This is a genomic window from Streptomyces sp. NPDC046862 (genome assembly GCF_040704615.1).
In the GTDB taxonomy this organism is placed as follows: domain Bacteria; phylum Actinomycetota; class Actinomycetes; order Streptomycetales; family Streptomycetaceae; genus Streptomyces.
Map to the genome: position 1 here is coordinate 98395 of NZ_JBEYXP010000025.1, position 18096 is coordinate 116490.

The following is an 18096-nucleotide window of genomic DNA, read 5'->3' on the forward strand; positions in this document are numbered from 1 at the left end:
GCGTACCGGGGCTTCGGGAAAGAACGGGCTTCGGAACGGGGAACGGGAACGGGGAACGGGTCACGGCATTGGGTCGACCCTGATGAAGCGGTTGTCGTAGCTGACGGTGTTGGTACTGGCGGCCGACCAGTACGTCGGCGTCGCCGAGTACACGGTGCCCGCCGTCAGGCCCGTCACCAGGAACTGGCTGGAGACCGAGGCCCGGTCGGTGTTGTAGACGTTGGCGGCGCGGTCGATCGACGACGCCAGGTGCACCGAGTTGTCCGAGACCTTCTTGATGGTCGCGCCCATGTAGCCGTTACTGGCCGCGGAGCTGAACATCCAACTGCCCACCGTCACGATCACCTTCCCGGTCGGCGGAGCCACGAAGGACGCCACCAGCGGGTCACCGGTCGCGCCGGTCAGGGTCTCCGCGGGGGTGGTGGACGCCGTCGTACCGGCGTCGTTGTTGTAGAGGAACACCGGCGCCGGGGCGACCGGGGACCACAAAGTGCCCGTGTAGTACGTCAGTTGGCCGGGGCTGCTCAGCCAGGCGACCATGCCGGCGGCCGGAGTCGTGACCGCCGCGTCACGGGCGGCGGCGTTGGCGTAGCGCAGGATCGTACGGCTGTCGATCGCCTCCGCCATGGACTGGAAGTGCAGCGGCAGGTTGGCCGTGTCGGTGGGCTGGGGGTAGGGGAGGCCGCTGAGCGGCGTGTAGGCGGTCATGCCCTCTCCGCCTCCTTTCCTCGTGTGTTGGTCTGTGTGAAGGTCCGCGTGTCGGTCCGGGTGCCGGCATCGGGGTCGGCGTCCGGGTCGGGCTCCTCGGCCGGCGGCGGTTCGGGGCCGGAGCCGTCCGCCCCTGATCCGCCGGAGCCGGAGGGCGCGGTGGCCTCCTCCGGCTCCTCCGGTTCGTCCGGCTGCTCCGGCTCCTCGACCACCGGGCCGGGGAAGGTCACCTCCACCTGGGCGGGCAGGCCGATGACCGGCTCGTCGGCGTCCGCCGGTTCGACGGCCGGCTCGGGGGTCGGCTCGGGGGTCGGCTCAGACATGCGCGGACTCCTTGATCTCGCCCCAGGTGAGCCCGGAGGCGATCAGCACGGACAGGGTCGGGAAGGCCGCGGACACCGACGCGTACGTGGCCAGGACCACGGCGGCCGGATCGGCGGCCGCGTCGGGCGTCAGCCCGGTGTCGGCCGGTGTCCCGTTGGGCGTGGTGCCGCGCAGGGTGAGCGTCTGCCTCACCCCGCCGTCGGCTGCGGCGGACGTGCTGATGCCGACCACCCAGGCCAGGGTGTCGAGCCGCGTGCCCGAGGTGTCGGTCAGCCGTACGACGTCGCCGAGCTGGACGCGCGGGTCGTACAGCACCTCCACGTCGCCGATGACGGGCACCGGATACGCGCCCGCGTCGTACAGCGCGTTGGCGATGGACTGCGCGGCGGACAGGTCCTGGATCCAGTCGGTGGTGTCCCCGGTGTGCTCCTGACGGCCGTAGAACCGCTCGCTGTCGGTGCCCGGCACGTACGCGGTGGCCTGCCGCTCGACGGTGTCGGCCTCCGGCTTCAGCGTCATCAGGTAGACCGACGGCGTACCGTCCTTCTTCGCCGTGTAGAGCGTCTGGGAGGTGCGGTTGCTGAACCGCACCACCAGGTAGCCGTCCTCGCGCCGGGTCAGCACGTCGACCGCGCCCTTGACCGCCGTCGTACCGGCCTTGCTGGTGGCGAAGCGGACCTGGGAGCCCGACGTGACGACCGAGTCGTCGTCCGTGCCGGGCGGCCCGATGTCGAACTCCTCCTCCGCCATGACGTACGACACCGTCAGCGTGCCGTTCGCCGGGACGGTCCGCACCACGGTGTCGGTGTACGTCGTGCCGGCCACGGTCACGAAGCTCTCCCACACCTTCGCCGGCTGGACGACGTAGTTGCGGCAGGCGTCGATCTCCTCGGTGAGGGTGAGCGAGGCGATGTCCCGGACCGAGGTGAGACTGAGGTCGGCCGTCGTCGGCGTGCTGCCGAACCGGGTGTGGTTCCGCCAGCGGAAGATGCCCCGCTCGTCGAACTCGGCCGTCGACATGCTCGCCTTGGCGATCTGCCCCACGACCTCCCACTGCGACCCCGACACGCGCGGCACCGCGTACAACGGCAGCATCGCGTCGTCGAGTTCGGCGCCCTTGGTCCAGGTCCCGGTCTGCGCGAACACCGACGGCGACGGCATCGCGGACAGCCCGCTGGTGAGCTGCACGCCCTCCACCGCCATGTCGGTGACGAGTTTGAGCTCGCGCAGCTCGGCGGCGGCCTGGAGCCCGTCGCTGTCGGTGAAGGTGGCCGGCGCACCCAGGAGCTGGGTGCCGTCGGGGCCGGTCAGCCGGGGTTGCATGGTCGGATAGATGCTGGACCCCGAAGTACCGGAGGTGTCGAACAGCACTCCGATGTGCCAGGGGCCCTTGAGCGTGCGCAGGGCTGTCCAGACCCAGTAGAAGTACGGGCTCGAGCCACCGACGGTGTTGGAGTAGAGCCGCACCATGCCCTCGGCGAAGTCCACCTCCATCCGCATCGAGCCGCGCGCGTTCCCGGTGCGGTCGAGGGAGAGTTCGAGGGTGACGGTGTCGCCGGGGCCGATCGCGGGGTTGACCCACGCCTCGGCCAGCAGTCGGCTGCCCGGCACGGTGACCCGGGAGCGCGGGAACCAGCTTGCGGTGACGCCCGTGGTGCGCGGCAGCAGCGCCATCTCGTGCGGGGCGCCGTCCCGGGTCCAGGTGTAGGAGGACGCCGGCGGCAGGATCTCCGGCTGGCCGTACGGTGAGGCGAAGCCGCCGTGCAGACCGGCGTGGACCAGGGTGAGGGGCTGGCCCTCGATGAAGTCCGGGTAGCGGGGCGGCGGGGCGCTGTGCACGCCCGCCTGCCGCAGCAGCTCGTCGACGCACCAGGTGGCCGTGGCCACCGGGCGGCCCTGGAGGAACCCGGCGTACGGCTTCGGCAGCAGTGCCGGGCCGCGCAGCCGTTCGGCCCCGTCGAGCGCGGTGACCTGCACGGTGTCCGTACCGGCCTGCGCCGAGCGGGACCGGACGGTGCCCCGGAAGGCGGGCAGCGGTGTCGTACCGACCCCGCCCAGGTGCACCACGGACTGCCCCGGGCGCGTGATGTCGCCGGTGGCGTGCGGCGCCCAGGGGGCGTACAGCTCGGGCGCCGTCACTCCGCGGGAGCCGGACAGCTGGAGCTGGAGCTGCGCCGAGGAGGAACCGGAGAACGCCCGCATCGCGGCCGGCAGGTCGGTCGCGTACGACCGTTCGACCTGCCACGACTGCACCTGTTCGGAGAGGTCCTCGCCGCCGAGGCGGGTGGTGTGGGTGGTGGTGCGCTCACCGGCCGCGAGCGCGGACTGGGTGGCGTCGTCAGCCTGTTGCACTGGACACCTCCACGAGGTCGAGGCTGAAGTTGCGGAACGGGAGGGGGCGGCCGGGGGTGTCGCTGTAGCCGGTCACGGACATCGGCGGCAGCCCGTCGCCCGGCACGCCGTCCGCCGCCGTACCGCCGTACGTGAGGCAGGCACCGGCGAGCGCGTACGTACCCGCCGTGCCCGGCTTCGCGGTCGGCGTCACGTACGCGGCGCCGGCCGGGACGGTGCCCGTGACCAGCGGGCCGGAGGCGGATGTCGTGGTCAGGTAGGAGCCGTCGGCCTTTTTGAAGTCGATGCCGACGCCGACGGTGCCGAGGGCGGCGATCGCGGTCGGGGCCCGGAAGGAGATCTGGAGCCCCGGGGTCACCGGGAAGTCGCCGACGGCGCCCTCGGTGCCGACGCAGCTCCAGGCGACGGCGCTGTTGGCGTCCACGGCCGTGAAGGTGAAGGTGCCGGGCATGGTCGTGCTCTCGGTGACCGTGCCGGACGGGCCGGTCCGGAACCACTGGCCGAGGCCGGTGATGTCGGTGGCCCCCTTCGTGCCGCGCCCGGCGGCCTGCCGGGGGTCGAGCACGTTGCCGGAGGCCGGGTCGACGAGGAACACCGGGCCTGGGCCGTCGATCCGCCGCGCGATCCGGTCCAGGACGCGGGCCTGCGCCGGTGGCAGCAGGTCCCACGCCAGCTTGATCCGGCGCACGGGAGCGAGGTTGCGGGTGACGGTGACCCGGCCGCCGAGCGACTTGAACTCGCTGACGCCCAGGTCGGCGGTGCGGTCGAAGGACTTGGCGGCCTGGTCGATCTCGGACATGGAACCGGGTGGGCCGATCCAGAGGTTTCCCATGGTTTCTCCTGGTGGTGGGCGGAGGCGGACATTGCTGGTGGGCGGAGGCAGGCATGAAAAAAGCCGATGGCGGCGCAAGGCCGGTGCCATCGACTGCTGCTGAACGGGGGTGGGTGCCGCTACCGCCTGGCGAGCTGCCGCTGCCCCAGGAACACGGCGCGGGCGATCTCCTGCGAGCCGACCTGGACGACGACGGGCCGGTCCGCGAGCCGCTCCACGGCGGAGGCGAGCGCCCGGAGCCCGTGGCCCGAGCCCAGCATCCGCTCCAGCTTGGACAGCGGGATGACGGCCTCGTGCTCCCCGGCCTCACCGATCAGTGCGAGCGTGCCGCCGGAACGGGCCTGCACGATGCCGCCCTGCGCGAGCGCCGGCACGGGGATGGTCGGCAGGTTGAACGCGAACCCCTTGCCGCCGATGACGGGCACCCAGTCCGGGACCTTGATCTTCACCCGGTTCAGGGAGCCGATGAGCATGTTGAGCCCGCGCACCAGCATCCGCGAGGGCAGCAGGAACCCGTTGACGACGCCCTTGAAGAGCGGCCCGAGCATCCGCGCGGCCGACTGGGAGGCGCTCTTGATGTGACTCCAGGCGGCGACGAGGCCACGGCGGACCAGCGACGCGACCTTGTCCATGTTGATGAACTGGGCGATGAGAGGCGCGAGAAGGGTCATGACCAGCCCGAATGGACTGGCCGCCATGGCGAGGTTCAGGCCTCGCTGAGCGAGCGAGGCACCCTTGAGCCCCTTGCCCAGGTTGCCCATGGACTTTCCGCCCTTGTCGGCGTTCTTCCCGGCCCGGCCGACCGACTTCTCCACGGCGTCGGACTGCTGCTTGACTCCGCGGAGGGCGGTCTTGGTCTTGTCTGCGGAGGACCTGAGCTTGTCGAGGGCGGACTTGAGCTTGTCGGAGCCGGACTTGGACTTCACCATCCCGGTGGTGAGGTTGCCGGCCTCGGACTTGAGCTTGCCGAGGGAGTTGTGGAGTTTGTCAGAACCACCACGGATCTTGTCCAGTGAGGTTCCGGTGCTGGTGGCCGCCGTTCGGAGGCGTCCCACGACTGACGCTGTCTGGGAAATGGAGGTCCGGAACCGCGCAAGGGATCCGGCGGCGGTGGATGCGCTTCGGGCCAGTGACATGGAAGCTCCTCGGGCAGTCAGGCGATCTGGCGTGCGGCGTTGTTGACGTCCTTGGTGAGGTCGTTCAGCGACCTGGACAGCGCGATCGCGGCACTCCGCATGTTCTTCACGCGGTCCACGTCGACACTGGTGATCGGGGCCTCCGGAACGGCTTGGCCTCCCGTCACCCTTGTCTTCCTGCGGGGAATCCCGCTCTCGTCGCGCTCGAGTCCGATTTTGCTGAGCGCTGTCTTGGACAGCGCGTCCCTGTCGAAGACATTGCTGAGCACGAACCCCGTTATCGTGGCGCCGAGTGCGGAGAAAGCGGCCAGTGAGCCGATCTTGAAGTCCTGGACGGACTTCACTACTTCATCCAGGCCGAATCCGATCGACTTGGCCCAGTTCTCCAGCTGGGACGGTTCCTTGTTCTCCTCTGCTTTGCTGTTCTTGAGCTTTCCGTCTATGTACTCCTGGGAGGCGACTCCACCTCCCGCTTCGAGCTTCTTCTTTATTTCGGTTATCTGGCTGTGTACTTCGTCGATCGAATGTTGCGCCATGGGGTCATCTCCTTGACACGTGTGCGAGTTGGGTGGTAGGAGGGGGTGCGGATGTTGTGTCGGTGGAGGGCGGGGTATGGGCGGGCTTGCGATTCCGGTTGCCGTTGTCGCTGCTTTTGTTTTTGCCTTTTGCGTGGTGGCCTACAGGCGGGGCAGGGCGCTGCGGACGCGTGGCATACGTGTCTCGGCGAGATGCGTCAACTCAAGGAAAGACGAGAACGGGAAGGTCTACCTTCTGGTCCGGTTCCCTTCGGAGGCCGGCGTGTCGCTGCAGACCAGCGTGGGGCCTTTCGTATGGCCTCCCGCTCAGGTGGGGGGTGTGCTCGACGTGGTTTATGACCCGGAGGACGAGAGCAACACGGTAACCCCCGACGAGGTGACGAGCGGAAAGACGCTTCTGGCGTTCGCCATCGGTTCAGGCTTGCTGCTTTTCCTCTGCTTCGCCGTTATGGTCATCGACTTCGCCGGCTGAAGTAGTATCGCCCCTGTCGGCGTTCTTTCCCGCCCTCCTGCCGGACTTCTCGACCGCGTCCGCGTCGGCCTGCTGCGTGGCCCAGAATTTCGGTGTCAATGGAGTCGGCCATGACTCCTCCTTTCGCATTCCCCTGGCCGTGGCACGGCCAGGGGAAAGTGTGGAAAGGGGCGCCGAATGGTCAGGCGAGAAGCGCGAGGGCGGTCCATGCGTCGAGGGCGACGAACATGACGAGCAGGGGGCTGGTCGCGAGCAGGGTGCGCCGGTGAGAGCGCACGGCGCGCTCCAGGCCGTCCGCCAGTTCCGCTGTCGCCGGCGAGGCGGGGTCGTACACGACCGACACCGCGCTACCCGGTGAGACGGACGTGCGTGCCAGGGGGAAGGAATCCGCCTCGTACTCCGTGCCATCCGGAAGCGCGTAGGAAAAGCGCACGGAGACGTCGTCCTGGCGCCATGACAACGAGGTGCACCGGCCGGTCGTTGCCGTGCCCGATGCCTGCAGGCGCAGGCCCGCACGGTACCGACGGAAGGTGTGCACGGCGGCGACGGTGATGCCGCAGGACGCCAGTGCCAGGATCAGCGACCAGATCAGGGCGCCCGCCATGTCACTTCCCGTTAGCTCGCCGCCTCGACGTTCCAGGCGCTTCATCATGGCTCACCCGGTGACCGCTGTCGACGGCAGTGGCTCCTGCGGCCGCTGGGACCATGAGGTGGGTGGCCGCTGTGTCGTCACCCCGCAGCCCGGTCGGCTCCAAGAGGACCGCTACCGGGGTTCATTCGCAGTGCTCCGGCCTTCAGGCCGGGGGCGAAGCGAATCTTGTGGCCGCGACGCGGAGCGTCGCGGTGTCGTTCCGGCGGAGCCGGATCCCGCTTCGTGACGGTGACGGATCGTTCACATGTTCCCGGTGACGACGTGGGTTCGACGTGCCTGGTGTGATCGTCATGCAGCTCCGGTACGCCTTCAGGGTGTACCCCGATTCCGCTCAGCAGGCCGCGCTGGCCAGTGCGTTCGGGTGCGCACGCGTCGTGTTCAACGACGCCGTGCGTGCCCGCGAGGACGCACGTAAGGCCGGGCAGCCGTTGCCGACGGCCCGGTCAGCTGTCCACACGCCTGATCACGGAAGCGAAGCGGACGCCGGAGCGGTCCTGGCTGGGCGAGGTCTCCGCGGTGGTGCTCCAGCAGTCCCTGCGGGACGCCGAGGCCGCCTACAAAGACTTCTTCGCCTCCCTCAGGGGCACCCGCAAGGGTCCGAAACTGGGCCCGCCCCGCTTCAAGTCCCGCAAGGACAAGCGGCAGTCGATCCGGTTCACTGCCAACGCCCGCTGGAGCATCACCGGCAGTGGCCGTCTGAACCTGCCGAAGATCGGCGCGGTGAAGGTGAAGTGGTCCCGGACGCTGTCCGCCGCTCCCACTTCCGTCACCGTCATCAAGGACGCGGCCGGCAGATTCTTCGCCTCCTTCGTCATCGACACCGACCCGGACGCCGACCAGGCGCGGATGCCGGAAACCGACCGCACCCTCGGCATCGATCTCGGCCTGACCCACTTCGCGGTCCTGTCCGACGGCACGAAGGTCGACTCCCCACGCTTCCTTCGGCGCGCGGAGAAGAAGTTCCACCACCAGCTCTCCACGAAACTGATCTCCGAGAACCAAGGGATCGCCGTGGAGGACCTGTCGGTGGCGGGACTGGCCCGTACGAAGCTGGCCAAGTCCGTGCACGACGCCGGATGGGCCTCGTTCATCAGCATGCTGGAGTACAAAGCGGAACGGTACGGCCGCACCCTGGTCAAGATCGGCCGCTTCACGCCGACCTCCCAGACCTGCTCCACCTGCGGCACCGTGGACGGGCCCAAACCCCTGAACGTCCGACAATGGACCTGTAGCGCCTGCGGCGCCGTCCACGACCGGGACACCAATGCCGTGATCAACGTGAAGACGGCCGCCGGACTGGCGGTATCGGCCTGCGGAGCGCCGGTAAGACCAGGAGCAATCCCGGCACAGCGCGAAGAAACAGGAAGCCACGGATTCCCGACCCAACCCCGTGCCGCGTAGCGGCACAGCAACAGGTCGAGAAGGCCAGAATCCTCGTCCTTCAGGGCGAGGAGCATGTCAATGATCGTCGTCCGACGGGTGCGGGCGTGCCGTGGGCGGGTGCGTGTGAGGGTGCGGAGATCCTGAGGGGGCCGGGGTCTGTGGAGGGAAGGGGAGGACCTTCGCCCCGTCGTCCGGGTGGACCGGAGCCTTGTGGCCCGGGCGGCTCCCTGGCTCGCGGCGCTCCTCGTGCTCGCCCCGGTCGCGCCAGCCCTTGGCGTACGCCCTGAACTCCCGCTTCTCGATCTCCGCCCGGGTGGTGACGACCACGTCGGCCGGAACGGCGCGCCGCATGCGCGTGGCCAGGACCTGTCGCAGTTCGGCCTCGGCTTCGGTGCACTCGACGCCGCCCCATGCCTCACCGTCGTTCTCCGTCAACATGGCCCCCATCCGTCGCAACACGTGCTTCGAACATATGCTCGAATGCACCTTGCAGGATACCCGAAGTGCCCGTGGTGACCACGGGAAAACAGAGGCGCTTCAGGTCACTTGGTACCTCCCGGGTCCTCGGCTCAGGCCACCTCGTACGTCCCGCCGACGCGGATGATGTTGCCGTTCGCCCAGGCCGCTCCGAACAGTCCGCCGCTGCCGAGCTGGTCGATCTTGGAGGAGGAGGCGGAGGTCGGGCCCCACAGGGTGTACGCCGTGGCGTTCGTGCTCGCGGTCGGCTGGCAGGAGACCACTCCGCGGCCCGCACCGCTGGTCGCCACACCCTGGAACTGGGGCAGCCCGCCGAGCGCCCCCGCCCTGACCGGCAGGCCGAGGGAGTAGTCGCCGCTGCCGTACGTGGTCGTCGAGCCGAACTGGATCAGGGCCGTGAAGTGGCACACCTTGCCCACCACGGCGTACTTGCCGGTCAGCGTGCCGTTGCCGATCGCCGGACTGGTCGTTTCGGCGGTCCAGGCTGGGGCGTACGTGTTCCAGACGCCCATCGCGACCCACGCCGAGCCGGTGTAGTAGCTGAGCGCGCCGGGTGAGGTCAGCCAGGCGACCATGCCGGCTGCCGGGGTGGTGATGACGGCATCCCGCTCGGCGGATGTCGGGTACCGCAGGATCGTGCGCGAGTCGATGCCCTCGGCGAGGGACTGGAGGTGGAGGGGGAGGTTGGCGGTGTCCGTGGGCTGTGGATACGGGAGACCGCCGAGTGGGGTGTAGAGGGTCATCGGATGAGTTCACTCCTCGTGTGACTGAACTGCCGTCGGCGTCGACTCAGGTGAAGAACCGGGTGAGTTCGGCCGCTGTCGGGTTCCGTTCCGGCGGCTCGGGCTGCGGCTGCGGCTGCGGCGCCCGCGATGACGCGGCGGGCGGAGCCTCGGGCTCCCGCAGCCCCGGGCGCGGCACCGGCTTCGGGTACTCCAGGGGCTCGGAGTCCTCGTCCCGGTTCACCGTGGCGAACATCCAGTTGGCCTCGGCGAGCTGGTCGACGACCGAGGCCAGCAGGTAGTCCGTGACCGACCATCGCGCTGCCTCGCCGTGGGCCCCCTGAAGGGTCGCGCTGTCGCGTGGGAGGTGCTTGACCAGCACCGCGAGCCGGCGGGAGGAGAGCCGGCCGCGGTGCCAGTCGAGCAGGTCCACGCCGTAGTGGCGGAGCAGGTCCGCTTCGAGGGCCTCGGCGTGTTCTTCGACGAACTCGCCGAGGCTCAGCCTTCCCCCAGGCCGAGCCCGGTCTCCTTGCCGTACGCCTCCATGATCGCGGAGATGTCCTGCATGGTGACGTCGTGGCGGTCGAACCGCTCGTACTGGTCGTCGCCGAGGAGCGCGCGGAGCAGGCCGTCCACGTCGTTGTCGTCGAGGTCGCGCAGGGTGCGCGCGGTCTGGCGGGTCAGCTCGGTGGGCAGCGTGAAGGTGTCCCCGTCGATGGTGAACGACCAGGCGCGGCCGAGTGCGTCCTGCCGCTGGGCGCGGGCGGCGCCGACGTCGAAGGTCATGAGTACTCCCTTGTGCGGAACGTGAGTCGAGCAGAGAACGGGATGCGGCGGGCGGGGCCGGGAGGGGGGAAGGTCCCGGCCCTGCCCGCCGGAGGAGGCCCCGCCCGGGTCACGGGCGGGGCGGCTTGGGCCGGTGGGGCGACTGGATCAGGAGACGGCGCTGTACGCCGGGTCCTTCATCAGGAAGGTGGCCAGCGGCTTGGTGTTGTCGACCGCCAGCGCGGTGAAGGTCACGCCGAGCTTGATGGAGGCGGTACGGGTCAGCGACAGTTCCTCGGTCTCGGTGACCTGGCCGCGCGCGACGACGAAGCGGTACGTGATGTCCTTGCCGTCACTGAACTCGATGCCCAGCGCCTTCTCGTTGAACTTCGGGTCGGCGCTCAGCTCGTACTTGTAGAGACCGGAGTTGGCCGCGGTCTCCGCGACGGCGTCACCGCCCATGAAGAACGGCAGGGTGTCCTCGTTCAGCTGCAGCAGCTGGAACTTCACCGTCAGGTCCCGGTCGGAGTAGATGAACCGGGCCGGGGAGACGGACTGCCAGGTCTCGACCGGGTCGAGCTTGTCCTTCTTCGCCAGCTTGATGCCGTCCTGCGAGGTGTAGCCGAGGTCCTTCCAGCCGGCCCCCCACGCGGTGGTGACATCGGCCGGCGCGGTCGTGCCGACCGGGGCGACCAGGATGCGGCCGGTGCCGGCGACCCGGATCTCGTTGGCGTTGGTGCCTGCCATGCGGAACTCCTTCGTGAGTGGTGGTGAGTCGGGCCTCGGTGGTGGTACTTGCTGTGCCTCGGGCCCGGACATGACGAAGGCCCCGCCGGATGACGGGGCCTGATCGGGGAGAGCGCGTACGCGTGTGCGCCTGGGGACGTACGTGCGTGGGGCTCTCAGGCGGGGCGGATGTGCAGCCGCACCGTGGAGTAGTAGCGGTTGGCGGCCGACCGGTTCCAGTCGGGCAGCCACCGCGGGCCGTCGGCCTCGACGACGTCGGAGACGTACGCCGTGCCGTAGCCCGTGCCGCGCAGCGCGAGGAGCGCCGAGCGGACGGTCAGGGCCAGGGCGTGGGCCGCGGTCTTGGTGGGGCCGTAGACCTCCAGGTCCACGAGCGGCTGGTCCAGGTGCAGGTCGTCGACCCAGGCCCCGCCGGAGCGGGAGACCAGGACGACCCGCTGGGTGCCGTCGAAACCGCTGGGCGGAACGTTGTCCACGGTCGCGGTGGAGAGTTCGGCGCGGTCGGTGAGGAAGTCGACGACGAGTCGCTCGACATCCGGGAAGGTGACCGTCGGATCGGCCACGGTGAGACCTCCCTTCTCGTGTAGGCGAACAGGCGAACAGGCGAACAGGCGAACAGGCGAAGTGGTGCCATGCGAAACGGCGGTGCTGTTCCCCGGTCCGGGTACAGCTCCGCCGCTGCACCAACTGTGACACGTTGCGAGCGCGCGCGCAAGTTCTTCTTTCCGTGCGTGCCGACGCGGGGCCTGAAACGGCGATTGCCCCGCCACACCAGGTGGTGTGACGGGGCAATCGCGAGCAGTCGTGTCGGTCGTGTCGGTCAGGTCAGTCGTGTCCGTCAGGTCGGCCGCGGCGGCCGCGCCCCCGCGTGGCTCGCTCCGCGGCGAACACGTCCTCCAGTCGGTAGAGATGGGTCCGGCCCTGACGGCCGGCGGCCTCCAGACGGCCCAGCTGGACCCATTTGCGTACGGTCGCGGGGGTCACCCCCGTCTCTGCGGCGGCCGCGGCGCCGGTCACCAGTGTGGGGGACGAGCCGGTCGGACCGGGGAGGGATCCGGGCATCAGGCGGCCCCTGCCTCGGTGGCTCCGCTCTGCGCACCGGCTCCGCTCTGCGCACCGGCCCCGCTCTGCGCACCGGCCCCGTTCCGCGTGGCGGTCCCGTTCTCCGGGCCGGCCCCGGCTCCCTCGTATGCGTCGAGGTGCTGGTCGTCCATGTCGGCCAGCGCCGCGATCTCCTCCTCGTCCGCCCCCGCCCCCGCCTCCGCCGCGAGCCGCGCCCAGTCGGTCTCCGTCCAGGTGTGCCGGTGGGCCGGGTCCTGCGCGCACGGGCACGCGTCGTCGGTGCAGCGGCAGCCGGGGTTGACGCACAGGACGGTGCGGCGCGCGGGCATGACCCGCAGGGAGACCGAATCGCACCACGGGCAACGGCCGTCGAGGCGTACGAGGGTCTCCGGGTCGCCGAGCGTACGGCCGCAGCGGCGGGCCATCCGGCGGCACTCGTCGAGGACGTGCCGTGCGAGAAAGGGGTCTTCGGCGAGGTCGGCGAGCAGGGCGGCGATCCGGTCGAGCCGCCGCGGCACGTCCGCCCGGGGAGGCCGGCCGAGTCCGAGCTTCTCGCGCACCGCTTCCTCCAGTTCGACGACCCCGTCGCTGATGTCCCGCAGGGCGTCGGAGACATGGAGGCGGATCGGGGCGGAGCCCGCGCCGAGCGGGGCGATGCCCAACTGCTCGCCGCGCAGGGCCTCGGCCCGCTCCACGCGGTCCCGTTCGGCGAGGGTCCGCAGCGTGGCCGGGCCCAGGAGCGGGCGGGAACGGGCGCCGCCACCCGGGCGGCCCGGCGCCAACTCCTCGAGTAACTCGGGGAACTGCAGGCGCAGGATGTCGATCCAGCGGGCGGCGCGGGCGGTGTACTGGGAGGCGAGGTCCGATGTCATGGCGGACACACTCCGATCCGTGAAACGGGTGGGACGAGGAGCACGGCAACGGAGTTGTTGCGAGCTCGCACACAGCGTACATGTTGCGGACTCGCTCGCAACGAAGTTCGCGACCCCTGGTTGACGAGCGGCCCTCACGGAACCTTTACTCGTGCGTGCGCGCAACTGCTTAGTACGTGTGCGCGCGAACGTTACAGTGAGGAGTGAGCGAGGGGAGCGATGTGGGATGAAGAGCGATGCCGAGCAGGTCGAGGAGTTCGCCGCCTGGATCGAGGCGGTGATGCGCCGGCGTGGTTACGACATCGACAGCCCGCGCGGCGGCGGCAAGACCAAGCTGGCGGAGGACGCCGGTGTGCACCGGGCGGCCATCACCCGACTGCTCCAGCGCCAGAGCATGCCCGACCTGGAGACGATGCGCGGTCTGGCTCGAGCGCTGGGCATCCCGGTCCGGGAGGTGCTCATCCGCTCCGGCAGGCTGACCGAGGAGGACCTGCCGCAGGCCCCGGCGCCTTCCGGGGTGGCCGCGGCGGGTGCGGTGGAGGGGGAGCCGCGTCTTTCCGCTGAGCAGGCGGCTGTGGCCCTCGGTATTCCGGAGCATCTGCGGACGGCCTTCGTGCAGATCACCGAGCAGCTCAGACTCGGCGCGGTGGCGCCGGCCCCCCAGGGAGGGCAGGACGGTCAGGCCGGCCCCTGAACGCGATGCCTCGCCGTATGCGAGCGAACCCGCATGTGAACGAACGCCCCCGCCGGTTCAGGCGGGGGCGTTCGTTTTGTCCACTCGCATGTCCACTCGCATGTCCACCCGGTTGCGAACAGTGTGCGCGTTGCGTACAGTGTTCGCAAGGAGCGCACGATGTACGGCCACCGGATGGAGGGGTTCGACGATGAAGCAGCAGGACCACATGACGCGCCGAGTCGGCACGGCCCCCGGACCGTTCGCCGCCTTCCTCCGCTTCACGCTGTGCGGCGGCGGGGTCGGCCTCCTGTCCAGCGGTGCCGTCGCCGGGTTGGCCTCGCTGCTGCCGTGGGCGGTGGCGAACGCGGTCGTGACCGTCGTGTCCACCCTGATCGCCACGGAGCTGCACGCGCGGTTCACCTTCGGCAGCGGGCACCGGGCCGGTCTGCGCGAGCACCTGCGCTCCGCCGGATCGGCGGCCGCCGCCTACCTGGTGACCTGCGCCGCGATGGCCGTACTGCACCTGCTGCGGGAGGAGCCCGGCGTGCTGGTCGAACAGGTCGTGTACCTCTCCGCGTGCGGGCTGGCCGGTGTCGGGCGGTTCGTCGTCCTGCGGCTGTTCGTCTTCCGGCAGGGCCGCCCGGCCACTCCCACGGTTCCCACCGAGCTCGGCACCTGGCAGGTGGCCGGAGCCCGGCCGCTGTGCCGGGCGGCGTGAGTGGAGTCACTCCCATCTGGACCCCAAAACCCCGCACGGCCCGGCGGACACCGGCCTACCTTGGGCGGACACCGGCCCACCTGTGCCGGAGGCCCGCCCCGGCCCCCTCCTCACCGACGGGTCCACGCGCCCGTGAGAGCAAAGTTCCCTTCCGGTCACTCGGTGCCACAGGCAGGAAACGCGCCGTCCCTACCTTCGGGACTCATCACCCCTCACCACCCCTCTTAGTACGAACCTGAGCACCGGAGAGCCGTGGAGGCGCCATGACATCCCCGAGCACAGCCCCCGCCCCCAGTAGGGGAGGCCGCTGGATCGAGCACTGGGACCCCGAGAACGAGACCTTCTGGAACGAGACCGGTGAGAAGGTCGCCCGGCGCAACCTGCTCTTCTCCGTGCTGTCCGAGCACATCGGGTTCTCCGTCTGGACCGTGTGGTCGGTGATGGTGCTCTTCATGGGCCCCGAGTACGGGCTCACCCCGGCCGACAAGTTCTTCATCGTGTCGATGGCCACGCTGGTCGGCGCCATCGTGCGCGTCCCCTACACCTTCGCGGTCGCGATCTTCGGCGGGCGGAACTGGACGATCATCTCCGCGAGCCTCCTGCTCGTCCCGACCGTCGCCGCGTTCGCCGTGATGGAGCCGGGGACCTCGTTCAACACGTTCCTGGTGTGCGCCATGCTCGCCGGTATCGGCGGCGGCAACTTCGCCTCCAGCATGACCAACATCAACGCCTTCTTCCCGCTCCGCAAGAAGGGCTGGGCCCTCGGCCTCAACGCAGGCGGCGGCAACATCGGCGTGCCGGTCGTACAGCTCGTCGGGCTCGCGGTGATCGGCGCCAGTGGCGGCCCGCGCCTGCTGCTCGGGATCTACATCCCGCTCATCGTCCTCGCCGCCGGCCTCGCCGCGGTCAAGATGGACAACATCGCGTCGCTGAAGAACGACACCGGTGCCGCAAAGGACTCCGTCAAGGAGGTCCACACCTGGATCATGTCCTTCCTCTACATCGGCACCTTCGGCTCCTTCATCGGCTACAGCTTCGCCTTCGGCCTGGTCCTGCAGACACAGTTCGGCCGTACGCCGCTGCAGGCCGCCTACGTCACCTTCATCGGCCCGCTGCTCGGCTCGCTGATCCGGCCGGTGGGCGGCGCGCTCGCCGACCGCTACGGCGGTGCGAAGATCACGCTGTGGAACTACGTCGCCATGGCCGCGGCCACCGGCGTCATCGTCATCGCGTCCATGCAGAAGTCGCTGCCGCTGTTCACCACCGCGTTCATCGCGCTGTTCGTGCTCAGCGGACTCGGCAACGGCTCGACGTTCAAGATGATCCCGGGCATCTTCCAGGCCAAGGCCCTCGCCAGGGGACTCCAGGGCGAGGAGGCCGCCGCGTACGGGCGGCGGCTGTCCGGTGCGTCCATGGGCATCATCGGAGCGGTGGGCGCGCTCGGCGGCCTCGGCATCAACCTCGCCTTCCGCCAGTCCTTCCTCACCGTCGGCTCCGGCACCGGCGCCTTCGTCTCCTTCCTCGCCTTCTACGCGGCCTGCTTCGTGGTCACCTGGGCCGTATACCTTCGCCGCCCGGCGGCCGCCAAGGCCGGGGCCACGGCCACGACGGAGGCCAAGCCGCAGCTCAGCTACGCCGAGGTGTGACGGTGCGACGTCCCGGGAAGAGCCGCCCCGGGACGCATGCCGGACGACCGGAACGAAACCGGGGCAGAACCGGAGCAACGCGGTAAGGCGTGGCGCATCCGGTGTACTCATCCGGTGTTCTCACACGAGGCGGTATCGGTAACACCGCCGACATAAAGCCGAACCGAGTCTGTCACGCACCGTTGACAGGCTCGTTCGGCACGCAGGTTTCAGCACGCATGTGCTGCGACGACTCGACCGCGGGACGAGACATGTACGACGAACAGCAGCGACCACCAGACCACGGGCCCCTCGCCGGGTTCACCGTGGGCGTGACGGCCGCGCGACGGGCCGACGAGCTCGGAGCGTTGCTCCAGCGACGCGGCGCGTCCGTCCTCCATGCGCCCGCGCTGCGCATCGTGCCGCTCGCCGACGACAGCGAGCTGCTCGCCGCGACGAAGGAACTGCTCGACCAGGCCCCGGACATCGTGGTGGCGACCACCGCCATCGGCTTCCGCGGCTGGGTCGAGGCCGCCGACGGATGGGGCCTCGGCGAGGATCTGCTGGCCCGGCTGCGCGGGGTGGAACTCCTCGCGCGCGGGCCCAAGGTGAAGGGTGCGATCCGGGCCGCCGGACTGACGGAGGACTGGTCACCGTCCTCGGAGTCCATGGCCGAAGTGCTCGACCGCCTGCTGGAGGAGGGCGTGGACGGCCGCCGTATCGCCGTGCAGTTGCACGGTGAGCCGCTGCCCGGGTTCGTGGAGGCGCTGCGGGCCGGGGGAGGGGAGGTCGTGGGCGTGCCCGTCTACCGCTGGCTGCCGCCGGAGGATCTGGGGCCGGTGGACCGCCTGCTGGACGCGACGGTGAGCCGTGGGCTCGACGCCCTGACCTTCACCAGTGCCCCCGCCGCGGTCTCCTTGCTGTCACGCGCGGAGGACCGGGGACTGCTGCCCGAACTGCTCGCCGCGCTGAACCACGACGTGCTGCCCGCGTGCGTGGGGCCGGTCACCGCCCTGCCGTTGCAGGCACGGGGTGTGGACACGATTCAACCCGAGCGGTACCGGCTGGGGCCGCTGGTGCAACTGCTGTGCCAGGAGTTGCCCGGGCGCGCTCGTACGCTGCCCATCGCCGGGCACCGGGTGGAGATCCGTGGCCACGCGGTGCTGGTGGACGGGGTTCTGCGTCCCGTGCCGCCCGCCGGGATGTCCTTGCTGCGGGCGCTGTGCCGGCGGCCGGGCTGGGTGGTGGCCCGCGCGGAACTGCTGCGGGCCCTGCCGGGGGCCGGGCGCGACGAACACGCCGTGGAGACGGCCATGGCCCGGCTGCGGACCGCGCTGGGCACGCCGAAGCTGATCCAGACGGTGGTCAAGCGGGGGTATCGGCTGGCGTTGGATCCGGCTTTGGACTCCAAGTACGCCGAGTAGCACCTCCGGCGGTTGGGCCGGGGTGGGTGGTGGGTGGCTGGGGTGTGCGGGTTTCTGCGGGTTGAGTGTGGCTGATCGCGCAGTTCCCCGCGCCCCTGGTGGATCGGGCGCACCCGGCAGCACGACGTACCGCGTCCGCCGTGTGCCGGGGCGCCGTCGTGGGTCGGGGGCGCGCCGCGAGGTCTCCGTCCTCGGTCCGGCGGTTCTGTGGGGCGTCCAGTTCCTCGGCGGCGGACGCCGGCCGCTGCGGGCGGACACCTCCCGACACACCCCCTCGGGTGCGCACGCGGCTGCGGCCCGGTGGGGGTGGGCGCGTCTTGGTCCCGGGCGCGCCCGAGGCTTTTTGGGGCGCGGGGAACTGCGCGACCAGCCACATCGAACCCGCACCCGCCCGCGAACAGAACCCGGCAGACGCGAGCGTGTTGTGACGCGGATCAGTGCGGCGCCGCGCGCGCCCGAGGCTTTTTAGGGGCGCGGGGAACTGCGCGACCAGCCACATCGAACCCGCAGCCGCCCGCAAACAGCCCCCGGCAGTTGCGAGCGCGTCGTGGTGCGGGTCAGTGCTGCCGGGTGCGCGCCCGAGGTTTTCAGGGGCGCGGGGAACTGCGCGACC

At 70.2% G+C, this 18096-nt stretch carries 20 protein-coding genes and 1 pseudogene; 6 read left to right on the plus strand and 15 right to left on the minus strand.

All coding sequences use genetic code 11. The annotated features are described in order from the left end of the window. Positions 1–60: 60 nt before the first annotated feature. The 6 genes from AB0959_RS26820 to AB0959_RS26845 all read right to left on the minus strand — a co-directional run bounded on the left by AB0959_RS26820 (position 61) and on the right by AB0959_RS26845 (position 5888). Complete coding sequence (locus AB0959_RS26820; RefSeq protein WP_366829118.1) at positions 61–708, minus strand: hypothetical protein; 648 nt, start codon at positions 706–708, stop codon at positions 61–63. Then, positions 705–1031, minus strand: coding sequence for a hypothetical protein (locus AB0959_RS26825; RefSeq protein ID WP_366829119.1), 327 nt, complete (start codon positions 1029–1031; stop codon positions 705–707). Before AB0959_RS26825 ends, AB0959_RS26820 begins: the two co-directional genes overlap by 4 nt. Next, positions 1024–3384 (minus strand): hypothetical protein, encoded by a 2361-nt coding sequence (locus tag AB0959_RS26830; protein ID WP_366829120.1) that lies wholly within the window; start codon positions 3382–3384, stop codon positions 1024–1026. Before AB0959_RS26830 ends, AB0959_RS26825 begins: the two co-directional genes overlap by 8 nt. Further along, positions 3371–4216 (minus strand): hypothetical protein, encoded by an 846-nt coding sequence (locus AB0959_RS26835; protein ID WP_366829121.1) that lies wholly within the window; start codon positions 4214–4216, stop codon positions 3371–3373. The genes AB0959_RS26830 and AB0959_RS26835 overlap by 14 nt, the downstream gene beginning before the upstream one ends. A 119-nt stretch (positions 4217–4335) precedes the next feature. Further along, a complete protein-coding gene (locus AB0959_RS26840; protein ID WP_366829122.1) occupies positions 4336–5271 on the minus strand; it encodes a hypothetical protein in 936 nt (311 codons plus the stop codon). A gap of 98 nt (positions 5272–5369) precedes the next feature. After that, positions 5370–5888, minus strand: a complete 519-nt coding sequence (locus tag AB0959_RS26845; RefSeq protein ID WP_366829123.1) for a hypothetical protein — start codon at positions 5886–5888, stop codon at positions 5370–5372. Positions 5889–5964: 76 nt separating this feature from the next. Here AB0959_RS26845 and AB0959_RS26850 point away from each other — a divergent pair, with 76 nt between their 5' ends. Further along, entirely contained in the window at positions 5965–6360 is a 396-nt protein-coding gene (locus AB0959_RS26850) for a hypothetical protein (RefSeq protein ID WP_366829124.1), read from the plus strand. Between the two features lie 181 nt (positions 6361–6541). On the opposite strand, the gene AB0959_RS26855 is transcribed toward AB0959_RS26850, so the two are convergent. Further along, a complete protein-coding gene (locus AB0959_RS26855) occupies positions 6542–6964 on the minus strand; it encodes a DUF3592 domain-containing protein (RefSeq protein ID WP_366829125.1) in 423 nt (140 codons plus the stop codon). 338 nt (positions 6965–7302) lie between these two features. Here AB0959_RS26855 and AB0959_RS26860 point away from each other — a divergent pair. Next, positions 7303–8413 (plus strand): annotated as a pseudogene (locus tag AB0959_RS26860) (RNA-guided endonuclease TnpB family protein). 57 nt (positions 8414–8470) lie between these two features. On the opposite strand, the gene AB0959_RS26865 reads toward AB0959_RS26860, so the two are convergent. From AB0959_RS26865 to AB0959_RS26900, 8 genes are all read right to left on the minus strand, one after another. Beyond that, positions 8471–8833 (minus strand): hypothetical protein, encoded by a 363-nt coding sequence (locus AB0959_RS26865; protein ID WP_366829126.1) that lies wholly within the window; start codon positions 8831–8833, stop codon positions 8471–8473. Positions 8834–8964: 131 nt separating this feature from the next. Beyond that, the gene (locus AB0959_RS26870) at positions 8965–9615 is read right to left on the minus strand and encodes a hypothetical protein (RefSeq protein WP_366829127.1); all 651 of its coding nucleotides are present in this window, start codon (positions 9613–9615) and stop codon (positions 8965–8967) included. Positions 9616–9661: 46 nt separating this feature from the next. Continuing rightward, positions 9662–10027, minus strand: coding sequence for a hypothetical protein (locus tag AB0959_RS26875; RefSeq protein WP_366829128.1), 366 nt, complete (start codon positions 10025–10027; stop codon positions 9662–9664). 65 nt (positions 10028–10092) lie between these two features. Next, complete coding sequence (locus tag AB0959_RS26880; protein WP_366829129.1) at positions 10093–10380, minus strand: hypothetical protein; 288 nt, start codon at positions 10378–10380, stop codon at positions 10093–10095. 147 nt (positions 10381–10527) lie between these two features. Further along, complete coding sequence (locus AB0959_RS26885; protein WP_366829130.1) at positions 10528–11106, minus strand: phage tail protein; 579 nt, start codon at positions 11104–11106, stop codon at positions 10528–10530. A 155-nt stretch (positions 11107–11261) separates the two neighbouring features. Beyond that, complete coding sequence (locus AB0959_RS26890; RefSeq protein ID WP_366829131.1) at positions 11262–11669, minus strand: hypothetical protein; 408 nt, start codon at positions 11667–11669, stop codon at positions 11262–11264. A 262-nt stretch (positions 11670–11931) separates the two neighbouring features. Then, positions 11932–12168, minus strand: a complete 237-nt coding sequence (locus AB0959_RS26895) for a helix-turn-helix domain-containing protein (protein ID WP_366829132.1) — start codon at positions 12166–12168, stop codon at positions 11932–11934. Next, positions 12168–13040 carry a hypothetical protein gene (locus AB0959_RS26900; protein ID WP_366829133.1) on the minus strand — a complete coding sequence of 291 codons (873 nt, stop codon included), beginning with the start codon at positions 13038–13040 and terminating at the stop codon, positions 12168–12170. The genes AB0959_RS26895 and AB0959_RS26900 overlap by 1 nt, the downstream gene beginning before the upstream one ends. A 226-nt stretch (positions 13041–13266) precedes the next feature. On the opposite strand from AB0959_RS26900, the gene AB0959_RS26905 reads away from it, so the two are divergent. From AB0959_RS26905 to AB0959_RS26920, 4 genes are all read left to right on the plus strand, one after another. Further along, a complete protein-coding gene (locus tag AB0959_RS26905; RefSeq protein ID WP_366829134.1) occupies positions 13267–13734 on the plus strand; it encodes a helix-turn-helix transcriptional regulator in 468 nt (155 codons plus the stop codon). Between the two features lie 190 nt (positions 13735–13924). Then, on the plus strand, positions 13925–14434 hold the full coding sequence (locus AB0959_RS26910; RefSeq protein WP_366829135.1) for a GtrA family protein: 510 nt from the start codon (positions 13925–13927) through the stop codon (positions 14432–14434). Positions 14435–14697: 263 nt separating this feature from the next. Next, positions 14698–16080: a nitrate/nitrite transporter gene (locus AB0959_RS26915; RefSeq protein ID WP_366829136.1), complete on the plus strand. Its 1383-nt coding sequence runs from the start codon at positions 14698–14700 to the stop codon at positions 16078–16080. Between the two features lie 251 nt (positions 16081–16331). Further along, positions 16332–17483, plus strand: coding sequence for a uroporphyrinogen-III synthase (locus AB0959_RS26920; protein ID WP_366829137.1), 1152 nt, complete (start codon positions 16332–16334; stop codon positions 17481–17483). The last annotated feature ends 613 nt before the right edge of the window (positions 17484–18096 follow it).

Bases quoted from the DNA above. Each gene is read 5' to 3' on its own strand.
- AB0959_RS26820 (WP_366829118.1), bottom strand. From the start codon at position 708: ATGACCGCCTACACGCCGCTCAGCGGCCTCCCCTACCCCCAGCCCACC.
- AB0959_RS26855 (WP_366829125.1), bottom strand. From the start codon at position 6,964: ATGGCGGGCGCCCTGATCTGGTCGCTGATCCTGGCACTGGCGTCCTGC.
- AB0959_RS26885 (WP_366829130.1), bottom strand. From the start codon at position 11,106: ATGGCAGGCACCAACGCCAACGAGATCCGGGTCGCCGGCACCGGCCGC.
- AB0959_RS26870 (WP_366829127.1), bottom strand. From the start codon at position 9,615: ATGACCCTCTACACCCCACTCGGCGGTCTCCCGTATCCACAGCCCACG.
- AB0959_RS26910 (WP_366829135.1), top strand. From the start codon at position 13,925: ATGAAGCAGCAGGACCACATGACGCGCCGAGTCGGCACGGCCCCCGGA.
- AB0959_RS26895 (WP_366829132.1), bottom strand. From the start codon at position 12,168: ATGCCCGGATCCCTCCCCGGTCCGACCGGCTCGTCCCCCACACTGGTG.
- AB0959_RS26845 (WP_366829123.1), bottom strand. From the start codon at position 5,888: ATGGCGCAACATTCGATCGACGAAGTACACAGCCAGATAACCGAAATA.
- AB0959_RS26825 (WP_366829119.1), bottom strand. From the start codon at position 1,031: ATGTCTGAGCCGACCCCCGAGCCGACCCCCGAGCCGGCCGTCGAACCG.
- AB0959_RS26880 (WP_366829129.1), bottom strand. From the start codon at position 10,380: ATGACCTTCGACGTCGGCGCCGCCCGCGCCCAGCGGCAGGACGCACTC.
- AB0959_RS26920 (WP_366829137.1), top strand. From the start codon at position 16,332: ATGTACGACGAACAGCAGCGACCACCAGACCACGGGCCCCTCGCCGGG.
- AB0959_RS26850 (WP_366829124.1), top strand. From the start codon at position 5,965: ATGGGCGGGCTTGCGATTCCGGTTGCCGTTGTCGCTGCTTTTGTTTTT.
- AB0959_RS26900 (WP_366829133.1), bottom strand. From the start codon at position 13,040: ATGACATCGGACCTCGCCTCCCAGTACACCGCCCGCGCCGCCCGCTGG.
- AB0959_RS26905 (WP_366829134.1), top strand. From the start codon at position 13,267: ATGAAGAGCGATGCCGAGCAGGTCGAGGAGTTCGCCGCCTGGATCGAG.
- AB0959_RS26865 (WP_366829126.1), bottom strand. From the start codon at position 8,833: ATGTTGACGGAGAACGACGGTGAGGCATGGGGCGGCGTCGAGTGCACC.
- AB0959_RS26835 (WP_366829121.1), bottom strand. From the start codon at position 4,216: ATGGGAAACCTCTGGATCGGCCCACCCGGTTCCATGTCCGAGATCGAC.
- AB0959_RS26915 (WP_366829136.1), top strand. From the start codon at position 14,698: ATGACATCCCCGAGCACAGCCCCCGCCCCCAGTAGGGGAGGCCGCTGG.